A 19649-nucleotide genomic window follows, 5' to 3' on the forward strand; every position below is an offset into this window, starting at 1 on the left:
GGTCTCGAACACGACATATCCGGCGACGCGTGGCGAAACGCCGAGCAGCACGGGCATACGCTCTCGCCTCCGCCGACACGAGCAGTAGCGTCAGTGACATGAGTGTGTTGCGTACCAAAACAGTCGAGGCGATCCAGTCCGACGCCGCCGGTGGCGAGGGCGACGGGGAGGGCAGCGGGCTCCGCAAGACCCTGCGCACCCGCGACCTCGTGGGATTCGGCGTCGGAATCGTCATCGGCACCGGCATTTTCACCCTGACCGGCATCCAGGCGAAGGAGAACGCCGGCCCGGCCGTGGTCGTGTCGTTCCTCATCGCCGGGCTCGTCAGCATGCTCGCCGCGCTCTGTTACGCCGAGTTGGCCTCCGCCGTCCCGACCGCAGGCAGCGCCTACACCTACGCCTACGCGACACTGGGCGAGGTCTTCGCCTGGATCATCGGGTGGGACCTCGTCCTCGAGTTCGCACTCGGTGCCGCGGTGGTCGCCCGCAGTTGGTCGGGATACCTCGCCGACCTCTTCGGCCTGCCGCCGTCGCTGTTCACCGAGGAGTCGACGGTCAACATCGGCGCCGTCGCCATCGTCCTGGTGCTCGGCGCCGTAGCCGCCGTCGGGGTCAAGGAGTCGGCGCGCGTCACCAACACCCTCGTGCTCGTCAAGGTCGCGATCTCGGTCTTCATCATCATCGTGGGCGCCTTCTTCATGAAGAAGGCGAACCTGCTGCCGTTCATCCCGACGGCGGAGGCCACCACGACCAAGGTCAACACCATCGACCAGCCGCTGCTGCAGTGGCTCGGCGGCTTCGAACCCGCCACGTTCGGCGTCTCGGGTCTGTTCACCGCCGCCGCGGTGGTGTTCTTCGCCTACACCGGCTTCGAGGCGGTGGCCAACCTCAGCGAGGAGACCCGTAACCCCGCGCGCGACATCCCACGGGCGCTGCTGATCGTGCTCGGTCTGTGCACCGCGCTCTACGTCATGGTCGCGTTCGTCGTCACCGGCATGCAGAAGTACACCGACCTCGACTCCAGCGCGCCGATCGCCAAGGCCTTCGACGCCAACAACGCCAGCTGGGCGGGCACCTTCGTCGCGATAGCCGCGGTCGCCGGGCTCACCTCGGTGATCCTGGTCGACATCATCGCCATGAGCCGCATCGGTTTCGCCCTCGGACGCGACGGACTGCTGCCGCAGTCGGTGGCCAAGTCGTCACCGCGGTTCGGGACGCCGTTCCGGTTCACCGTCGGCACCACCATCTTCGTGGCGATCCTCGCCGGCCTGATCCCGCTGACCGATCTGTCCGAGATGGTCAGCATCGGAACGCTGTTCGCGTTCCTGATCGTCTCGATCGCGGTCCCGATCCTGCGCCGCACCAAGCCCGGCCTCAAGCGGCCGTTCCGGGTGCCGCTGTCGCCGATCGTCCCGATCATCTCGGCACTCGCCTGCATCTACCTGATGCTCAACCTCGTCGTGGGTACCTGGCTGCGGTTCCTGGTGTGGCTGGCCCTGGGCATGATCATCTACCTCGCCTACGGGCGTCGACACGCCCGGTTGGCCGCGAAGCTGGTCGATCTGCCGCCGGAGGCGACGGCCACGAAAACCGCTGAGTGACAGCCGGGATCAGTTCGTCCGGATGTGCATGAGGTCGACGTTGTAACTCGTGTACGTCGTGGTGGTGATGTACAGATCCTTGTCGGTCGACCACGGGTGCATGAACCCGCCGTAGAGCTGCGGGTACCTGATGCTCGACACCAGGTTCGACGGTTCCGACCACAGCCCTTGCGGAGACCGCGACTGCCGCAACACGATCGCGCTGCGCAGCACGTCGAGATAGGTGGCCTGCCAGAGCTTCGACTTCTCGTCGTAGCGCACCGACAGCTCGCCGTTGGGACCACCGAAGATCGGGGTCGCCTGGTCGCCGTTGCGGGTCGGGATCCAGTTGCCGCGCACCCAGTACTGGTACGCGGTCTTGTTGAGGATCTGCGTCTTCGGGACCCGCGCCAACGCGGTGGCACCGAGTCGGCCGTTGGGGGTGCCGAACAGGTAGACCCAGTCACCCTGCGGCACCATCGCGGAGACCTGGAAGTTGGCGTTGCCACCGAAGATGTTGTCCCAGCGCGCGTACTGGTCCTTGACCCAGGTCGACCCGCCGTCGTCGGAGTAGGCGAGCCCGCCGTAGTTGGTGATCCACTGCCCGGGCAGCGTGAACGTGTTGATCGACATGTAGCTCATGTACTGACGGTTGCCGAGTGCGAAGCCGGAGGTCGGGATGACGGTCTGCTCGGCGTTGTTGATCTTGCGGCTGGCCAACAGCTCGGCCGCGTGGCAGCGACTGTCCTGCACCATGGTCCGGATCTTCAGCCCGTCGGAGAGCTTGGTGTCGTCACTGAACCCTAGGACGTTGGACCGCCAGTCGCCACCGTTGGCGCCGGGCGGGCGGAATCCCTTGCCGAAGCTGTCGCCGAACGCGATGGCGACCTGCCCGGGCTTGGACTGCCACATGATGCCCAGGTCGGTCCCGTTGAGCTGAAAACGCTTGTCGGTGCGGCCCGTCGATCCCCTGCCGGTCACCTGCGCCACATAGTTGGAGGCCCCGACCCGCGGGTTACCCAACTTCGGGGTGAGCGAACCGGGGGTCGACCCCGGTGCTGCCCGCGGGGGTCGGGCCTGGAACGGCGGCGGGGTGCCACCGGGCACCGGCACCGGGACGGTGAGGAACGGGCGCGGGACGAACGACAGCTTCGGGATCGGGATGTTCCCCGAACCGGTGCCGACCGCGTTGGGCGGTGGCGGCGGGTCGGTGATGTCCGGGCACGGGTCCTTGCAGAAGTCCTTGAGGGGCTGCTCGGACGGGATCCGCTTGTTGTTCTGCAACGGTCCGTACCGCGGGACGGGCTGCAGCTTCAGGTACGGGATGGGGATCCGGATGTCGGGGGCCGACGGCGCGGAGGGCCGGGCCGGCTGCGGGAGATCGTTGGCACACCCCGAGCTCGGCAGTGCCACCGACCGGGCGGGCGCCGCCACCGCGGGCGCACCGCCGAGAGCGGGCAGCAGTGCGCACCCCGCGATCGTGATCGCCACCAACCGTCGAAGCATGCGTGATCCCCGTTTCACCTCGTGTGCTTGAGCGAGGCTGAACCTAGCATGTGACATGTCACACCCGGGTGATCCGAACGATGGACAGCAACCTGAGACAGACCTGAGACCGTCTCGATACGCGGCCACCGCGGGGCACGCCTCGCGATCTCCCCTATCGCCCACGTGTCGGGCGACATACTGGAGCGATGCCAACCTGGATCGTCGTCGTGCTCGTCATCGCCGTGATCATCGCGATCGGCGTGATCTTCGCGCTTGTCCGTTACTACCGGTCCAAGCCGCCGCCCATCCCGGCCGGCTGGTACCCCGACCTGCACGATCCATCGATCGAGCGTCGACACGACGGCTCGGGGTGGACCGAGGAGACCCGTCCGAACGAGGACGAGCGGGAGCGCTGAGAGAACGCCTCAGCAGCGTCCGAGATCCGATGTCGGCGGCCGGACGGCGTCGGGCTCGGATGCGCCGGGCGGGGTCGAGAGCCGGGCCAGCAGCCAGTCGTAGACCTCGTCATGGTTGAGCAGGGTGAAGTGATTTGCCGAGGCGATGGCGAATCCGTCCTCGTCGCGGAACCCGATGTGCCGGGTCTTGTTCCGACCCGATGCGCTCGGGACCAGCACCAGACCGTCGCCGATGATCCGCCCCAACGGGTGTCGCGCGTTGCGGGTGACCGTCGCGGAGACGAAACAGTGCGTCGCGTTCTCCAGCAGCGGGACCTCCTGCACCGCCGCCACTCTCAGGGCGTCGATGTCGCGACCGGTCCAGTCCTCGTCGACGAGCGAACCGTGGAACAGGTCGCGCACACCAGAGCTGCGTCGGCGGAGCAGCCGCGCGAACGGCCGCGACTCGGGCAGTTTGTCCAGGGCCGCGCTGAGGTAGTGCACCGATCGTTCCAGCGGCGCGCCCAGGTGCGGCGTCCCGAGACAGACCACGTGTCGGACGCGCTTGACCCACAACCGCTCCGCGGTGGCCGCCTGGAAGCAGGCGCTGCGCACCACCAGCCCGCCCATCGAATGTCCGACGAACGCGATCTCGTGGATGGGGACCGGCCAGGACACGACCAGTTCGGCCATGAGCTTCTCCAGCTCGCGGCCGTTCTCCGAGACGTGTTTGCCGGTGTTGTAGCGGACCTGGATCTCGGTCGCGGCAAGGTCGTCGCCGAGTCGAGTTCCATAGGTGGGCGCGCCGGTCAGAGTCCAGGCCGCCTCGGTCTCCATCAGCCCGTGCAGGAAGACCACGACCCGGCCGGTGGCCGCGGGAAAGGCCGCGGCGAGTGCACCGACGGTGGGCGCGACCGGCACACCGTCGACACGAATCGCCATGGGCTGGGCCAGCGGACTCCTCTGACTGTCGAGGTGGTCGCCGATCAGTCCGTTGACGGCGGCGATGACCATCGCACCCTTGGTGGTCTCCGACGGCGGTCGTCCCCACCCGTTGGCGGTCTCGCCGGCGATCTCAGAGGCGGTGTCGCACACGGCGGTGATCACCGAGTACGTGCCGCCGGCGATCGCGTCGTGCACCGTCTTCGCGGGCGTCACGAAGTCGCCGAGTCCGAGACGCAGTCCGGTGAAGACGTGGTCGGAGATGGCGGAGTGGACCTTGGCGATCCCGGTCGTCGCGTCACCGAGCTCGGCCAACGCGAGACGGGTCAACTCGCGGACCTCGGTGCGGCGTTGTTCGACCACAGAGTTCATGAGTTTGAGAGTACAGTTGTTCACTCATCGAGTCACGTCCGTGTTCCGCCCTGAGGCAGGATGTGACCCATGTCCTGGATCCGCAATGCCGCCCGTGGGGTCCTGGGCGGGTTCCTCATCTTCGCCGGAACGGCGCACCTGACCTTCGCCCGCGACACCTTTCAGGCGCAGGTCCCCGACTGGGTTCCGCTGAACGCGGACTTCGTGGTCATCGCATCCGGGGTCGTCGAGATCGTCCTCGGCGTCTGCCTGCTCCTGCTCTACCGACACCAGGTGGCGATGGGGTGGATCGTGGCCGCGTTCTTCGTGGCGGTGTTCCCGGGCAACATCTCGCAGTACGTCACCCACACCGACGCGTTCGGCCTCGACACCGACAGCGCGAGACTCATCCGACTGTTCTTCCAACCCCTGCTGATCGCCTGGGCGCTGTGGTGCACCGGAGCCCTCGCAGCCCTACGCAGTGGGACCACCACGCGCTGACGCCTTCACCCCAGATAGGTACCGAACCACTCCATAACCTGCCCGTACACGGTGTTCGCGGCAGCTTCGTTGTACCGGGCGCCGGTGTCGTTGAAGAAGGCGTGGTCGACGCCGGGCACACTCTGCACGCGATACCGCATACCGGCCGCTTTCAACGCGGTCTCGGCCTCGGGCATCGACGCGTTGACTCGTTTGTCGAGTCCGGCGTAGACCGCGAGCACGGCGGCGTTCTTGGACCCGTCGAAGTTCGCGTCGTCGGGCAGCGGGCCGTAGAACGGCACGGCCGCCGACAACTGCGGCTCACCCGAGGCCAACAGCGACCACACCAGTCCCCCGCCGAAGCAGAACCCGATGGCACCGACCTTCGCGCCGGGCGCACGTTTCTGTAGTTCGACGACGCCGGCCTTCATGTCGGCGACGAAATTCTCGGCGGGGATGTCGGCGAGTGCGGCGGTGGCCTGCGCCGGATCGGAGAAGGTGGCGGTGCCGCCTTTCCCCGAGAGCAGGTCGACGGCCAGCGACGAGTAACCGGCGCCCGCGAGGCGTCCGGCGATGGTGCGGATGTGGTCGGTCAACCCCTTGTTCTCATGGAGCACGAGAACCGCGCCCTTGGGCGACGGCGCCGCGGCCCACGCCCCCTGCAGGGTCCCGTTCGGGCCGGCGAAGGTGATCGCCTCCGTGGGCAGCGCCGTGGACATCCCCGGCGCGGTCGCCGATCCCGATGTCGCCGCCGATGCGGGCGCGCCCGATCCCGACGACGTCGCGGCGCTGCTCTGGGTGGCGGTGGTGTCGGAATCGCTGCCGCAGGCGGCGAGCAGAGCCGACGCGGAGGCCGCGGTGAGTCCCAACAAACCCAGTCGGCGCAATGCCTCGCGACGTCCGAACAGTCCGTCGGCGTGGTCGATGGCGATCTCTTCGGCGATGTACTGCTTGAACTGGGTCATGGGTCCTCGCGGATCGAAGTGGTGGGCCGTGGCTCCCACTATGCCTGAGCACGCCGTCCCCTGGCGGGCAGCAATCAACCAGTTGCGGTAGACAATGCGGATCGCAAACAGCCACACATGATTTCAGTTCGGTGGCGTTTGTTGTGTGCAACTGATTTGTAGGACACAGTCATAGGTGCACCAACCCACCGGGGATTCAAAAGCGAGACCCGAGAATTTGCCGCGACCGACGCTCGGCGTGGCGAACGAAGGAGATCCTCGTGATCGGAACCATCATCAGTGCCATCGTCGTCGGCCTCATCATCGGAGCCCTGGCACGACTCGTTCTGCCGGGTAAGCAGAACATCGGCATCATCGTGACCATCATCCTGGGCATCCTCGGATCGCTCATCGGATCGTTCATCACCTACAAGGTCGGGTACAACAACGCCAACGGCGGCTGGGAGATCATCCCGTTCGTCGTCGGCATCGTCGTCGCCGCGATCCTGATCGCCGGCTACGTCGCCGTCACCGGGCGTCGCAGCAGGGTCGCACGCTGACCTGAGCGGAATCTCGTCGCAGAAGCCGACCATCCGCGCATCGTGCGGTGGTCGGCTTCTGCCGTTGCGACGCAGGCTATTTCGCCAATTCGATGAACTCCAGGGTCAGTCCGTCGCTGTCGTGCAGGTACAGGAACTTCGTTCCGGCGCGCGGCCCCTCGGTCATGGTCTGCACGGATCCACGGGTGAACCATCCGCCGTCGGCGAGACGCGTATGCACGGCTTCGATGTCGTCGACGGTGAACGCCAGATGCTTCGTTCCCGGCGCCGCGGGGCTGCGCAGCTCATCCGGCGACATGCCGGGCGAGGTGTACTGCAGAAGTTCGATGGTGTGTCCCGGGGCGCCGATTATCGCGGTGGAGATGTCGGCGTCGTCGACACCGGTGACCTGCTCGGCGAACTCGCCGGCGAGGTGACCACGGCGCCGTAGCTCGAAACCCATCACCTCGGTCCAGAAACGGATCGAACGGTCGATGTCGCTGACGGTGAGGCCGGTGTGATCGACGGCGGTGACGGTGAACGACGGTGTCGGAGAGGTCATGAATCCACCGTAGGCAGCGGCTCGCGGCGACGCAGCACTCGGGCAGTCACGCCGAGTTGCAGCAGAAGCGCGGCGGTCATCATCGCGGCGTAGGTCTGCAACAGGCCGTTGCCACGCCCGGACTCGTAGTGCTCGGACTTCCCGAACCCACGTGGTTTGAAGCCGCCACCTCCTGGACGATCACCGAGGCGTATCCCGCGGTGATGGGTCAGGAAGTCGGTGACCTCGCGGACCATCGGACCGTCGAGGGTCTCCCGGTAGACCCCGATGCCCGCCAGCTGGACCAGTATCGGCACCACCAGATACACAAGGGGGAGGAAGAACGCCGCGGCCACGGTCAGGACCTCGGCGGGATAGAAGTACCTGTCGTGCATGGCCGGGAGCAGGTACGGGACGAGCAGCACCGACGCGGTCGCGATCGCCATGATCGCGCGGGGCGTGACGTCCGGGCGGGCGCGCAGGGTCCAGCCGAGAAAGGCCATCCCGATGACCGCGGTGATCGCGATGCCGGCGTAGGCCAGCCAGTCGAGATCCCCTGCGAACGGCAGGAACTGGTAGATGTTCGCCGCCCCCAACGTCGTACTCTTGTACGACCCGACCTGGTTCGTGTACACCGACACCGCCGCGCCGGTCGGCGCGCCCACCAGGAGTGCGGGGACGTCCAGGATCACCATCGCCGCGGGGATCGCGAGCAACGACCGCCACGGAATCCATCGCCGTAGGACCAGCCACGCGACGAGCGGCAGGATGAAGACGGTCTGCAGTTTGAACGCGAACGCGATACCGATGAACGCACACGCCCACCACGGCCGACGCCGGAGCAGGAAGTACACGCCACCGACCACGAACGCCGAGTAGATGCTGTCGGCCTGCCCCCACCAGCCGGAGTTCGCCACCACCGTCGGCAGGAACAGCACGATCGCGAACGCGAGCGTGGGGACACCGAACCCGGGATGTCGCTGGGCGACGACGCGGTGCACGAACGCGGCGAGGACGACATCGAAGACAACCGAGATCGCCTTGATGCCGATCAGCGACGGGATGTGCAGGTAGGTCAGCGCGGCCAGCAGGTAGAGGTACGGGTAGTTGTAGTCGGCGAACCGGTCCTTGAGCGCGAAGATGCCGTCGTGGCTGTCGATGTGGTCGTACCAGGGGCGCAGGAACGCCAGGTAGTCCAGCGACTCGCGGTCGGCGAAGATCGCCCGTACCCCGATCGCGACGAGCACGATCGCCACCAGCGCAGCCCCGCGCATCAGTGAACTGCGGTTGATGGTCATGGCGCCGATTCTCCTCGGGTACGAACCTGTGAAGTTGCTGAAAGCCACTGCGATATCAGACATTTCAGTCCAACGGCCGTGGCGTTGGTCACGATGACGGCTTCGAGCGGCACTACACTCGACCCCGGGGCATCGTCGCCGTAGAGTCAGGCTGTTAGCTCGGCTTACTATTCCGGAGCGTACTCGACCGGCGCCCGGCCCTCCCACAGCGAGGCTGCAACGATGACCACACGCGACCCGGCGACCCTGCCGGACATGGCCGTGACCGTTGATCGGACGGCGCCCTCCCCCACGCTCGACGTGGTGATCCCGGTCTACAACGAGGAGACCGACCTCGAGCGCTGTGTTCAGCGCCTCCACGAGCATCTCGCCGGCTCGACGCCGTACAGCTTCCGCATCACCATCGCCGACAACGCCAGCACCGACACGACCTTGGCCGTGGCTCGGCGACTCGCCGAGACCATCGACACCGTGCGGGCGGTGCACCTCGATCAGAAGGGTCGGGGTCGAGCGCTCAACGCCGTCTGGCGGAAGAGCGACGCCGAGGTCGTCTGCTACATGGACGTCGATCTGTCGACCGACCTCAACGCCCTCATGCCCCTGGTGGCGCCCCTGCTGTCCGGGCACTCCGACATCGCCATCGGTTCGCGGCTGTCCCGGTCGGCGCGGGTGGTCCGCGGCACCAAGCGCGAGTTCATCTCCCGCAGTTACAACCTCATCCTGCGCACCGCGATGCACGCGAGGTTCAGCGACGCCCAGTGCGGCTTCAAGGCCATCCGCACCGACGTCGCCCGCCGGTTGCTACCGCTCGTGGAGGACACCGGCTGGTTCTTCGACACCGAGATGCTGGTGCTGGCGGAGCGCGTCGGCCTGCGGATCGCCGAGATCCCCGTCGACTGGGTCGACGACCCCAACAGCAAGGTCGACATCGTCAAGACCGCGACCGCCGACCTCAAGGGTTGCTGGCGGGTGGCACGGGCCCTGGGCAGTGGCGATCTGCCGATCACCGAACTGCGGCAGTCCATCGGCCGCGATCCCCTCGAGGGACCCGAGGTCACCGGCGTCCCCCGCGGGATGGTCGGGCATCTGGTGCGGTTCGCGATCATCGGGGTCGCGTCCACCGTGGCGTTCGCGTTGCTCTTCCTCGCCCTGCACCCGCTGGTGGGCGCGCAGGTCGCGAATTTCCTGGCGCTGCTGATCACCGCCGTACTCAACACGTGGGCCAACCGCGCGTTCACCTTTGGTGTCCGGGGTAGCGAGGGAGCCGCGAAGCATCAGATCCAGGGCGTCGCGATCTTCCTGTTCGGATGGGCCATCTCGGCGGTGGCGCTCTACGTCCTGCACACCGGATATCCCCACGCCGACAAGCACATAGACGTCGTCGTGCTCGTGACGGCCAACCTCGTGGCCACCGTCGTGCGATTCGTGTCGTTGCGCTGGGTGTTCCGCCGACACCTCGCCGCCGAGACCGTCACCACCAAGATTACTGCACCCGAAACCGAGACGAGCCGATGACCGCCGTGGCCCCCGCCCCGCCCGCGAACAACGAGCCCCCCGCCGAGTCCGCGCCGGTCGCAGACGGAGTGGTGCACCGCATCGCGTTCGTCGCCCTCCTGGTCGGCACGGCGGTGCTGTACCTGTGGAACCTCGGGATGAACCGCTACGCCAACGACTTCTACGCCGCCGCCGAGCAGGCCGGGTCACAGTCGTGGAAGGCCTGGTTCTTCGGCGCGTCCGACGCCGGCAACTCGATCACCGTGGACAAACCACCGGTGTCACTGTGGATCTCGGGTATCGCCGTGCGCGTCTTCGGACTGAACTCCTGGTCGATCCTGGTGCCCCAGGCCCTGATGGGCGTCGCGTCGGTCGCGCTGGTCTACCTCATCGCGCGCCGCATCGCGGGACCGAACGCCGGTCTGCTCGCCGGGGTCGTGCTCGCGCTCACCCCGGTCGCCGCGTTGATGTTCCGGTTCAACAACCCCGACGCGCTGCTGGTGTTGCTGCTGCTCGGTGCCGCGTGGGCCACGATCGCCATCCTCGACGACGGCCGGGTGCGCTGGGCGGTACTCGCCGGCGGGCTCATCGGGATCGCGTTCCTCACCAAGCAACTGCAGGCGTTGCTGATCGTCCCGGCAATCGGCGTCGTCTACCTGGCGTTCGGTCCGCCCGCGTGGAAGACGCGGATCGTGCACCTGCTCGCCGCTGCCGCCGCGATGATCGTCGGCGCCGGCTGGTGGGTACTGGCCGTCAGCCTGTGGCCCAAGGACTCCCGGCCCTACATAGGCGGCACCGAACACAACTCCATCATCGAGCTCACCATCGGCTACAACGGCCTCGGCCGCCTGACCGGCAACGAGTCCAGTGGTCTCGGCGGCGGTGCGGACGGCCCCCGCCCGAGCGGCGACGGGCCCATGGGTGCGCTCTTCGGAGGTCAGACCGGCATCCTGCGCATGTTCTCGAACCTCGTCGGCGGACAGGTCGGCTGGTTGATCCCGGCCGCGTTGATCCTGGGCGTCGTCGCGATCGCGCTGCGCGGCCGCTCCCCGCGCATCGACCTCGAGCGATCGACGGTGGTCTTCGCGTGGTTGTGGCTGCTCTCCAACGGTGTCCTGATGAGCTACATGGCCGGGATCTTCCACCCGTACTACACGCTGGCCCTGGTGCCGCCGATCGCGCTGTTGGTCGGCATCGGCGGCGTGCGGAGCTGGCAGGCACGCGAAACCCTCTGGGTGCGCGGCGCTCTCATCGTCACAGCCGCGATCACCGGCTACCTGGCCTGGGTGATCCTCGATCGCACCAGCGACTTCCAGGGCTGGCTGCGCTGGGTCGTGGTGGCCCTGACCGTGCTGCTCGTTCTCGCCCTGGTCGCGGAGAAGTTCACCGCCGGGACCTTCACCAACGGACGCATCACGAGCCGCGCCATGGTCGCGATCGCCGTGATCGTCGGGCTGGCCGGTCCGACGGCGTACACGATCAACACGGTTGCCACCTCGCGTACCGGCGGCCTGGCTGCGGCCGGTCCACAGCGCTCACCGCTCGACGCGTTCGGGGGCGGTCGCGGTGGTCGGGGAGGTATGCCCGGTAGTTCCGTGCCCGGCGGTTCCATGCCTGCTGGTGCGACCGGGTCACCGATGACCCCGGCCGAGATGAAGGCGGCCGCAACCGCGTTGCGACGATCGTTCACCGGGGAACCTCCCCCGCGGGCGGTCACCGAACTCCTCGCACGGGGCGCGCAGAACCGCCGGTGGGCCGCGGCCGCGGTCAGCGCGCTGGCCGCCTCGGGCTATCAGCTCGCGCTCGAGCGGCCCGTGATGCCGGTCGGCGGCTTCTCCGGCGGCGACCCCTCACCCACTCTGGCGCAGTTCCAGCGCTACGTCGCCCAGGGCGACATCGGATGGTTCATCGGCGGTGGAGGGTTCATGATGCGCGGCAACGGAACCGCGGCGCAGATCGCCGCGTGGGTGGCAAAGAACTACCGCGCGCAGACGATCGACGGCGTGACGATCTACAACCTGCAGGACTCGTCGACCCGGTAGGCAGCCGACCGCGGTCCATCACGTCTCGCGTTGCTGCGCCTTCAGGTCCCGGAGTCGGCGCATGGCCGGAACAGCCGCGGCGAGAGCATCACGCTCGGACCGGCTGAGGTCGTCGAGCACGGAGGCGACACTGTCGGCGCCGGTCGCACGCCGATGCAGGACGTATTCCCGACCCCGATCGGTCAGCGTCACCAGTGACGCACGCCGGTCGTTGGGGTCGCTGCCGCGACGCACGTGTCCGGATCGTTCGAGGGTGCTGACCAATGCGGTCATCGAGGGCTGGGCCACGCCCTCCGACAGGGCGAGGTCGGTGATGCGGCGAGGGCCGGTCCGATTCAACGTCGCCAGCGTCGCCACCGACGTCAGGCTCATGTCCCGCGGCATCTGACGCACCAGCTCGGTCATCAACGCATAGACGGCCTCGGCGACGTCACTGTCCTCGTGCGTGGTCGCCGGGTCGTCGACGGCCGCTGCTAACTCACTCATATCCGACAGCATAGAGCGTCCGAAGGGATTGCATAGGAGTTTTATATAGAGTACCTATGGATAAGTAAGGGATGCCCGCCTTGGGGTGTTCGACCAGATCCACCAGGAGGAACAGTGGCGCACTCCGACAGTTCCACATCGTTGATGGACTCGTTCCGCCAGCCCAAAGCGGTCTGGGCCGTGGCGTTTGCGTGCGTGATCTCGTTCATGGGCATCGGCCTGGTCGATCCCATCCTCCCGTCGCTGCAGACCCAGCTCGACGCCACGCCGTCGCAGGTCACACTGTTGTTCACCAGCTACCTCGTCGTCACGGCGATCGCGATGCTGGTCACCGGCTGGGTCTCGAGCCGCGTCGGCGCCAAACGCACCCTGATCATCGGACTCGTCCTGATCGTCGCGTTCGCCGCGCTCGCGGGCGCCAGCGGCAGCATCAACGAGATCGTCGGGTTCCGCGCCGGCTGGGGTCTGGGCAACGCACTGTTCATCGCGACCTCGTTGGCCGTCATCGTCGGATCGGCCAGCGGCGGGTTCAGCGGCGCCATCATCCTGTACGAGGCCGCCCTCGGTGTCGGCATTGCGACCGGCCCCCTGCTCGGCGGCGTCCTCGGCAACATCAGTTGGCGCGGACCGTTCTTCGGCGTCGCGGTGTTGATGCTCATCGCGCTGGTGGCGACGATCGTGCTCGTCCCCGCCACCCCGACACCGACCGAGAAATCGTCGATCATCGAGCCCATCACCGCCCTGCGTCACCGCAGCCTCGCGACGACCAGCGTCACCGGCCTGCTCTACAACTGGGGCTTCTTCTCGATCCTCGGCTACGCACCGTTCCTGATGGGGTTGTCGGCACTCAAGCTCGGCGCGGTGTTTTTCTGCTGGGGCATCCTGGTCGCGATCTTCGCGGTCTTCGGCGCCCCGATGCTCAAGTCCCGCTTCGGCACTCCACGCACCCTGTACGCGGCGCTGTTCGGGATGGCCGTCGTCTGTCTGGTGATCGGGATCTTCTCAGGTGATCGCTGGGCGGTCATCGGCGCGACCATCGTCTCCGGCATCTTCGTCGGGTTGAACAACACGCTGGTGACCACGGCCGTCATGAGCATCGCACCGGTCCAGCGCTCGGTCGCCTCGGCCACCTACGGTTTCGTGCGGTTCATCGGCGGCGGCCTGGCACCGTTCGCGGCAGGCAAGCTCGTCGAGCACTACAACGCGCACGTCCCGTTCGTCATCGCGGCGGTTGCGGTCGCGCTCGCCGCGGTGGTGTTGTCCACCGTTCACGGCGCATTGGTCGCCGCCGACGCCGATGAGGAATCCGCACACTCGCACGAACGTGTCGACGCCGAGGACGCCGTGCGCGAGATTCCCGCCATCGAGGACGAGGCCGTGCTCGCCGAAACCGCATTGCGAGACGACGAGAAGTTCGGTCGCCCGGTCGAGACCCGTCGCTGAGCGGGCCCGACGATGACCGACGCGAGTGCTGGTGGTGACGGACCCCACCGACTGCTGGTGGGTGTGGATGGTTCCGACACCTCCTGGCGCGCGGTCTATTACGCGCTCGGTCGGGCGCGCCGGGAGAACAGCACGGTCATCGCGGTCAACGTGATGCCGGTAGCCGTCGCCGGTGTCGGGGCCGGATGCGCCGCCCTGGTCGACGCGGGCAGCGAGATGGGTACGCAGATCGAGTCATTGGCCCGCGAGTACGACGTCGACGCTCGCTTCGAGTCCGTGATCGGTGATCCCGCAGGAGCCCTGCTCCGGCTCGCTTCGGAGTATCAGGCCGACGGGATCGTCGTCGGCGCGAGCAAGGCCCTGGTGCACAAGATCTTCGGCTCGATCGCCAGTCGAGCGGTCCGCCGCAGTCCGTGCCCGGTGACCGTCGTCCCGTAGCCGCCGGCCCTGGGGACCGGCGGTCGCTCAGACCTCGCCCAGCCGCGTCTGCATCGTCGCGTGCAGCTCACCCATGAACTTCTCGAACTCCTCCAGCATCTCGGGAGAATAGTTCGACATCACCGCGTCGATGCTCACACCGAGCGGGTCGAAGAACTCGTCGGCCCGGTCGTGCACGCTCTGCTCACTGCGCAGGGTCACGACCCGTCGATCCGACTGCTCCCGGGTGCGTGAGACGAACCCGGCCGACTCGAGCCGGTTGAGCAGCGAGGTGGTCGCGCCGGAGGTGAGGTGGATGCGCTCGGCGAGCCGGGCCGGCGACAGCGGAGCACCACCCTGTTCGGCATAGATGATCTGCAACAACGCTTCTGCGTCGGTGGAGTACAGGCCCAGCCAGCCGGCGAAGCGACGTCCGAACTCGGAGAAGTCGGTGCCGTAGGTTTGCAGACCCTCCATCAGTCGCTCTCGTTGCGCGGCACGATCCGCTGACACGTCCGCCATCGTCGCGCTCACCTCCTCGGGCATCGGGCTTTGACAACCCCGAGCTCCGTAGATACCTTGATGGTCAAGCTACTTGATCGAGAAGCATCATTCTCGCATACACCCCGATGTCGGGGCGGACAGGACACCTCATGACCACGGTATTGATCTCCGGCGCCAGCATCGCCGGGCCGGCCCTCGCCTACTGGTTGAACCGGCAGGGCGTCACCACAACCATCGTCGAACGCGCCCCGGAGCTGCGCACCGGCGGACAGGCCATCGACCTGCGCGGAGCCGGCCGAGAGGTGGCCCGCCGCATGGGGATCGAGGACGCGGTGCGCGCCGCCGGGACCGGCGAGAAGGGGATCGAGTTCGTCGACGCGACCGGGAAGGTCAAGGGCGCGTTCGCAGCCGACGACTTTGCCGACGGCAACGGACCGACCGCCGAACTCGAGATCCTGCGCGGCGATCTGGCCCGCATCCTGGTCGACACCGTCGCCGACGACACCGAGTTCCTCTTCGGTGACAGCATCGCCGAGATCGACGACGACGGCGATCAGGTGCACGTGGTCTTCGCGAGCGGGATACGCAGGTCGTTCGACTTCGTCGTGATCTCCGAGGGGATGCGCTCGCGCACCAGGCGACTCGTGTTCGACGACGCCGACGCGATCCGCTCGCTCGGGATGTACACGTCGTACTTCACCATCCCGCGTACCGAGACCGACACTGACTGGGCCGCGTGGTGCTCACTCCCCGGGAGCCGGTCGCTGTTCCTGCGGCCCGACAGTCACGGGACCAGGCGTGCGGCGTTCTCGTTCATGACCGACGAGCAGGGCTTCGACGACCTCGACACCTCGGGACAGAAGAAGCTGCTGCGCCAACGCTTCTCCGACGTCGGCTGGGAGTTCCCGCGTGTCCTCGACGGCATGGACGACGCCGACGACTTCTACTTCGAGGGCCTCGGCCAGGTGAAACTGCCGAACTGGTCGAAGGGACGGGTCGTGTTGGTCGGCGATTCCGCCTACTGCGCCTCCCCCATCAGCGGCATGGGGACGAGCCTGTCGTTGGTGGGCGCGTATGTGTTGGCCGGTGAATTGACCGGCGGCGACGGGCGATTCGCGCGGTACGAGGCGACGATGCGGCCCTACGTGGACGAGGCGCAGAAGCTCCCGCCGGGTGCCCCGCGGATCGCCAACCCGAAGTCGCGGTTGGGCGTTCGACTGTTCAACGGCGTGATCGCTATCGCCTCGAGCGGTCTGGTGCGCACACTGGCGTCGCGGTTCACGTCCCCGCCCGCCGAGAAGTTCACCCTGCCCGACCACCCGCACAACGTGCCCGCCAGACCCCAGTTGGGCACGTAAGCCCACCAGTTGGGCACGTAAGCCCGCCAGTTGGGCACGTAAGCCCTTCAGTTGGGCACCCGCACCCGTGTTGGGCCCTAGTTTTCGCGCGTTGGGCCGTCGCTGCCATGCGTTGGGCCGTCGTCGCCCCGCGTTGGGCCGTCATTCGCCGCTGCCGGCTTCGCATCGACCGGCGTCGCGACATCCGGCACGACGGTCCCGCGGATGCCTCCGACGATCTTCATCACGTGATAGATCACCAGGGCGGCAACCGCACCCAGCGCGATGCCGGCGAAGCTCAGATCGCCGATCTTCCAGGTGAAGTCGGCGATGCCGATGACCAACGGGATGGCGGCGGTGAACTGGTTGATGGGCTTGGAGAAGTCGACGCGGTTGGTGACCCAGATGTTGACACCCAGGATTCCGACGAGTCCGTAGAGCGCCGTGGTGACGCCGCCGAGCACGCCGGGCGGGATGGATGCGATGACGGCGCCGACCTTGGGCGACAGCCCCAGCAGGACCGCCGCGATGCCCGCGACCCAGTAGGCGGCCGTCGAGTAGATCTTGGTTGCCGCCATGACGCCGATGTTCTCGGCGTAGGTGGTCGTCGCCGAACCACCACCGCTGCCGGCGAGGATGGTCGCGAGACCGTCGGCGCCGAGCGCACGCCCGATCTGCTTGTCGTAGTTGATGCCGGTCATCGTGTTGATCGACTTCACGTGGCCGATGTTCTCGACCACCAGCACCAGCACGACCGGGATGAACAGCGGTAGCACCGAGAAATGCAGTGTGGGCGTCTGGAAGTCGGGGAACCCGACCCAGCTCGCGGCACCGATCGCGTCGGTCTCCACCTTGCCCCGCGCCAGCGCCAGCAGATAGCCCAGGATGACGCAGACGAAGATGGCAAGACGGCCGAGAAGTCCCTTGAACAGGATCAGGACGGCGATCAGCAGCACGAGGACGACGGTCGCGGTGATCGCGTCTTTCTCGTAGTTGGTCTTGGCGGTCGGGGCGAGGTTGAGCCCGATGACTGCGACGATGGTGCCGGTGATGATCGGCGGCATCAGCGCCTCGATCCACCGGATGCCCGCGAAATGCACGACCGCACCGATGATCACCAGCAGGATGCCGACCATCACCAGACCGCCGAGCGCGGAGCCCTGGCCGTCCGACGCCGTCGCCGCCGTCACCGGGGCGATGATCGCGAAGCTCGACCCGAGGTAGCTGGGCAGCCGGTTACGGGTGATCAGCAGGAACAGGATCGTGCCGATTCCGGAGAACAGAAGCGTCGTCGCGGGCGGGAAGCCCGTCAGCACCGGCACGAGGAATGTGGCTCCGAACATGGCCACGACGTGCTGCAGGCCGATGCTCACGGTGCGCGGCCACGTCAGTCGTTCGTGCGGGGCGACGACGTCTCCGCTGTCGACCTGCTTCCAACTGAACAACGACGTCTTCGTGTCTGGCTGTGACACGTCTGGCTTGGACATGCCGATCAGTCTGCGGCATCGGGTCACGCTTCGCGCGGAATGCGCGACGAGACGCGGTCGCTGTCGGATTCATCCGAATCGATGGAACCGGATACGTTACCCTTGCGTCCAACTTTCGGGAGCGCGACCAGCGTTGTCACCATCTCGTCGTCGGGGGTTCGTATGGAGCTTGATCCGTCTGTCGTGCAGGCATTCTCGGGGCAGGTACACGATGCTTCGACGACTATTGGCGATACTCACTTGGGCGCCGGGGTGACCACCTCGTGCGATTCGCTGTCGGGATCGACGTCGCAGTACGCCGCCCGCCTGGTCGGTCAGTTCATGTCCTCCCTCGTCAGTGATCACGCCGCGAACGTCGACCGCATGGGCACGTCGGTGACGTCTGCGGCCGAGACACTGGTCGTGCAGGACGGTGCGGTGAAAGCCGACCTCGACAAGGCCTGGCCAGGGCGCTGATGCTGCCGAGCCGAGCACGGTTGCAAGGGTGGGACCCGGGTGGCCTGGCGGCCAAGTCCGGGCCGATCACCTCCGGTGGTGCCGCGGTCGAGTCGGCGGTGGCCACGATCGCCGCCAACTGCCGCACCCTCCCGGCACTGCACGGCTGGAGCGGTGAGTCACACGACGCCGCGACGGCGGCTTTCGACCGTTCCAAACGCCCCGCCGCCGCGATCGCAGACGCGGCTGAGGCAATCGCCCAGGCACTCGTCGTCGGGTCACACGCGGTCGGCACCGCTCGAACTCAACTGTTGGACAAAGCCACCGCGATCGAGGCGGGCCGTCTGCTGGTCACCGACGGCTGGGTCGTCCTGCTGAAGCCGTTGGCGATGACGCGCGCCGAAGCGGTCGAACTCCAGAAACTCCAAGCGGCCGAACAGGCTGAGATCAACCGACTCCTCGCCGCCGTGGACGACGCCGACAACGCAACCGCACGTGACCTCTCCGCCGCGGCGCAGCGTTTCGGGTTCACGCCTCCCGGCAGCGGCGACTGGTTATCGACTCTTGTCACGGTGGGTTCAACCCGCCCGGGTGACGACGTCGCCGATCCACGTCTACCGATGACGATGCTGGCCCAGAAACAGGCACAGGCCGCCGACGCCGCGACCACCGTCGCCGCGAGAACCGACGACACCGAGCGCAACGGAACCAAACTCGCCGTCATCACCATGCAGGACGGCAGCAGACGCGAAATTCGCGAGTGGAAAGACCAGGTGCCCGAGAAGGGCCAGATGCCACTCTTCTTCAGCGGCCGTTCACCCACCACCGGGTCGTCGGAGACCACCTATGACCCCGACGGAAACCGGGTGCTGACGATCGGCTCGAGTACGAGCGTCGAGGGCACCAGCCGCACGATCAGGAAGGCGGACGGAAGCGGCGTCGTTGCCTACATCGGCGCGCAGGGCCAAAAGTCTGGCTGGACCTTCGGGACCGACGGAAGCTACGAGAAAGACCTCCCCACCGACGCGCCCTTCTTCACGCATCCGGAACTGACGGTGACCGGCGGCGGGATCTCGGCGCTCCAGAATTTCGCCGAATCGCCAAAGGGTGTGGCAGCGTTGGGAGAAGCGACGGCGTCGAAAGTTGCTGTCGGTGCCAAATATGGCGGCCCGGCGCTGGGAATCGCGACCACCGTCTACGACATGGCCGTCGCAGACAATCAGTACGAAGCATGCCGCGCCATGTATTCAGGCGTGGGAGGGACCGTTGGCGGAACCGTGAGCGGCATGGCGGGTGGCGCAGCCGGCGCCATTGCCGGTGGGGTCGGCGCCCCGATCGGCGCGGGCCTGGGGACGATCGCCGGAACCTGGATATTCGGCAAGCTCGGTGACGAGATCGGCCAGATGGTGTGCGCCAAATGAACTTCCGCGTTAACCGTTTCGGCCT

At 67.1% G+C, this 19649-nt stretch carries 19 protein-coding genes; 11 read left to right on the plus strand and 8 right to left on the minus strand.

Going from position 1 to position 19649, the window contains the following annotated elements; genetic code table 11:
* Positions 1-98 precede the first annotated feature (98 nt).
* A complete protein-coding gene (locus IEV93_RS16665; protein ID WP_188491073.1) occupies positions 99-1601 on the plus strand; it encodes an amino acid permease in 1503 nt (500 codons plus the stop codon).
* Positions 1602-1610: 9 nt separating this feature from the next.
* Here the strand turns inward: IEV93_RS16665 and IEV93_RS16670 are convergent, their stop codons facing one another.
* Positions 1611-3086 carry a glycoside hydrolase family 183 protein gene (locus tag IEV93_RS16670; protein ID WP_188491074.1) on the minus strand — a complete coding sequence of 492 codons (1476 nt, stop codon included), beginning with the start codon at positions 3084-3086 and terminating at the stop codon, positions 1611-1613.
* Between the two features lie 188 nt (positions 3087-3274).
* Here IEV93_RS16670 and IEV93_RS16675 point away from each other — a divergent pair, with 188 nt between their 5' ends.
* The gene (locus IEV93_RS16675; RefSeq protein WP_188491075.1) at positions 3275-3484 is read left to right on the plus strand and encodes a DUF2510 domain-containing protein; all 210 of its coding nucleotides are present in this window, start codon (positions 3275-3277) and stop codon (positions 3482-3484) included.
* 9 nt (positions 3485-3493) lie between these two features.
* Here IEV93_RS16675 and IEV93_RS16680 read toward each other — a convergent pair whose 3' ends face one another.
* The gene (locus tag IEV93_RS16680; protein WP_188491076.1) at positions 3494-4777 is read right to left on the minus strand and encodes a lipase family alpha/beta hydrolase; all 1284 of its coding nucleotides are present in this window, start codon (positions 4775-4777) and stop codon (positions 3494-3496) included.
* 69 nt (positions 4778-4846) lie between these two features.
* On the opposite strand from IEV93_RS16680, the gene IEV93_RS16685 reads away from it, so the two are divergent.
* Positions 4847-5257: a DoxX family protein gene (locus tag IEV93_RS16685; protein ID WP_188491077.1), complete on the plus strand. Its 411-nt coding sequence runs from the start codon at positions 4847-4849 to the stop codon at positions 5255-5257.
* A 5-nt stretch (positions 5258-5262) separates the two neighbouring features.
* Here IEV93_RS16685 and IEV93_RS16690 read toward each other — a convergent pair whose 3' ends face one another.
* The gene (locus tag IEV93_RS16690) at positions 5263-6201 is read right to left on the minus strand and encodes a dienelactone hydrolase family protein (protein WP_188491078.1); all 939 of its coding nucleotides are present in this window, start codon (positions 6199-6201) and stop codon (positions 5263-5265) included.
* A 260-nt stretch (positions 6202-6461) separates the two neighbouring features.
* On the opposite strand from IEV93_RS16690, the gene IEV93_RS16695 reads away from it, so the two are divergent.
* Positions 6462-6740, plus strand: coding sequence for a GlsB/YeaQ/YmgE family stress response membrane protein (locus IEV93_RS16695; protein WP_188491079.1), 279 nt, complete (start codon positions 6462-6464; stop codon positions 6738-6740).
* Positions 6741-6816: 76 nt separating this feature from the next.
* On the opposite strand, the gene IEV93_RS16700 is transcribed toward IEV93_RS16695, so the two are convergent.
* Positions 6817-7281, minus strand: a complete 465-nt coding sequence (locus IEV93_RS16700; protein ID WP_188491080.1) for a VOC family protein — start codon at positions 7279-7281, stop codon at positions 6817-6819.
* A complete protein-coding gene (locus IEV93_RS16705) occupies positions 7278-8558 on the minus strand; it encodes a glycosyltransferase 87 family protein (protein WP_229705250.1) in 1281 nt (426 codons plus the stop codon). The genes IEV93_RS16700 and IEV93_RS16705 overlap by 4 nt, the downstream gene beginning before the upstream one ends.
* A gap of 255 nt (positions 8559-8813) precedes the next feature.
* On the opposite strand from IEV93_RS16705, the gene IEV93_RS16710 reads away from it, so the two are divergent.
* Both IEV93_RS16710 and IEV93_RS16715 read left to right on the plus strand, forming a co-directional pair.
* Positions 8814-10073, plus strand: a complete 1260-nt coding sequence (locus IEV93_RS16710; RefSeq protein ID WP_229705320.1) for a bifunctional glycosyltransferase family 2/GtrA family protein — start codon at positions 8814-8816, stop codon at positions 10071-10073.
* Positions 10070-12094, plus strand: coding sequence for a glycosyltransferase family 39 protein (locus IEV93_RS16715; RefSeq protein ID WP_188491082.1), 2025 nt, complete (start codon positions 10070-10072; stop codon positions 12092-12094). The genes IEV93_RS16710 and IEV93_RS16715 overlap by 4 nt, the downstream gene beginning before the upstream one ends.
* An 18-nt stretch (positions 12095-12112) precedes the next feature.
* Here the strand turns inward: IEV93_RS16715 and IEV93_RS16720 are convergent, their stop codons facing one another.
* Positions 12113-12580: a MarR family winged helix-turn-helix transcriptional regulator gene (locus IEV93_RS16720; RefSeq protein WP_229705251.1), complete on the minus strand. Its 468-nt coding sequence runs from the start codon at positions 12578-12580 to the stop codon at positions 12113-12115.
* 144 nt (positions 12581-12724) lie between these two features.
* Between IEV93_RS16720 and IEV93_RS16725 the strand changes: the two genes are divergently transcribed.
* A complete protein-coding gene (locus tag IEV93_RS16725; protein ID WP_188491708.1) occupies positions 12725-14023 on the plus strand; it encodes an MFS transporter in 1299 nt (432 codons plus the stop codon).
* Between the two features lie 12 nt (positions 14024-14035).
* Positions 14036-14461 (plus strand): universal stress protein, encoded by a 426-nt coding sequence (locus tag IEV93_RS16730; RefSeq protein WP_188491083.1) that lies wholly within the window; start codon positions 14036-14038, stop codon positions 14459-14461.
* Positions 14462-14488: 27 nt separating this feature from the next.
* On the opposite strand, the gene IEV93_RS16735 is transcribed toward IEV93_RS16730, so the two are convergent.
* Positions 14489-14917: a MarR family winged helix-turn-helix transcriptional regulator gene (locus IEV93_RS16735; RefSeq protein WP_229705252.1), complete on the minus strand. Its 429-nt coding sequence runs from the start codon at positions 14915-14917 to the stop codon at positions 14489-14491.
* 176 nt (positions 14918-15093) lie between these two features.
* On the opposite strand from IEV93_RS16735, the gene IEV93_RS16740 reads away from it, so the two are divergent.
* The gene (locus IEV93_RS16740) at positions 15094-16302 is read left to right on the plus strand and encodes an FAD-dependent monooxygenase (RefSeq protein WP_188491085.1); all 1209 of its coding nucleotides are present in this window, start codon (positions 15094-15096) and stop codon (positions 16300-16302) included.
* A 77-nt stretch (positions 16303-16379) separates the two neighbouring features.
* Here IEV93_RS16740 and IEV93_RS16745 read toward each other — a convergent pair whose 3' ends face one another.
* The gene (locus tag IEV93_RS16745; RefSeq protein WP_188491086.1) at positions 16380-17768 is read right to left on the minus strand and encodes a uracil-xanthine permease family protein; all 1389 of its coding nucleotides are present in this window, start codon (positions 17766-17768) and stop codon (positions 16380-16382) included.
* Between the two features lie 39 nt (positions 17769-17807).
* On the opposite strand from IEV93_RS16745, the gene IEV93_RS16750 reads away from it, so the two are divergent.
* Positions 17808-18224: a hypothetical protein gene (locus IEV93_RS16750; protein ID WP_188491087.1), complete on the plus strand. Its 417-nt coding sequence runs from the start codon at positions 17808-17810 to the stop codon at positions 18222-18224.
* 98 nt (positions 18225-18322) lie between these two features.
* A complete protein-coding gene (locus IEV93_RS16755; RefSeq protein WP_188491088.1) occupies positions 18323-19624 on the plus strand; it encodes a hypothetical protein in 1302 nt (433 codons plus the stop codon).
* The last annotated feature ends 25 nt before the right edge of the window (positions 19625-19649 follow it).

Origin of the sequence: Williamsia phyllosphaerae (assembly GCF_014635305.1) — a bacterium.
GTDB lineage: Bacteria > Actinomycetota > Actinomycetes > Mycobacteriales > Mycobacteriaceae > Williamsia_A > Williamsia_A phyllosphaerae.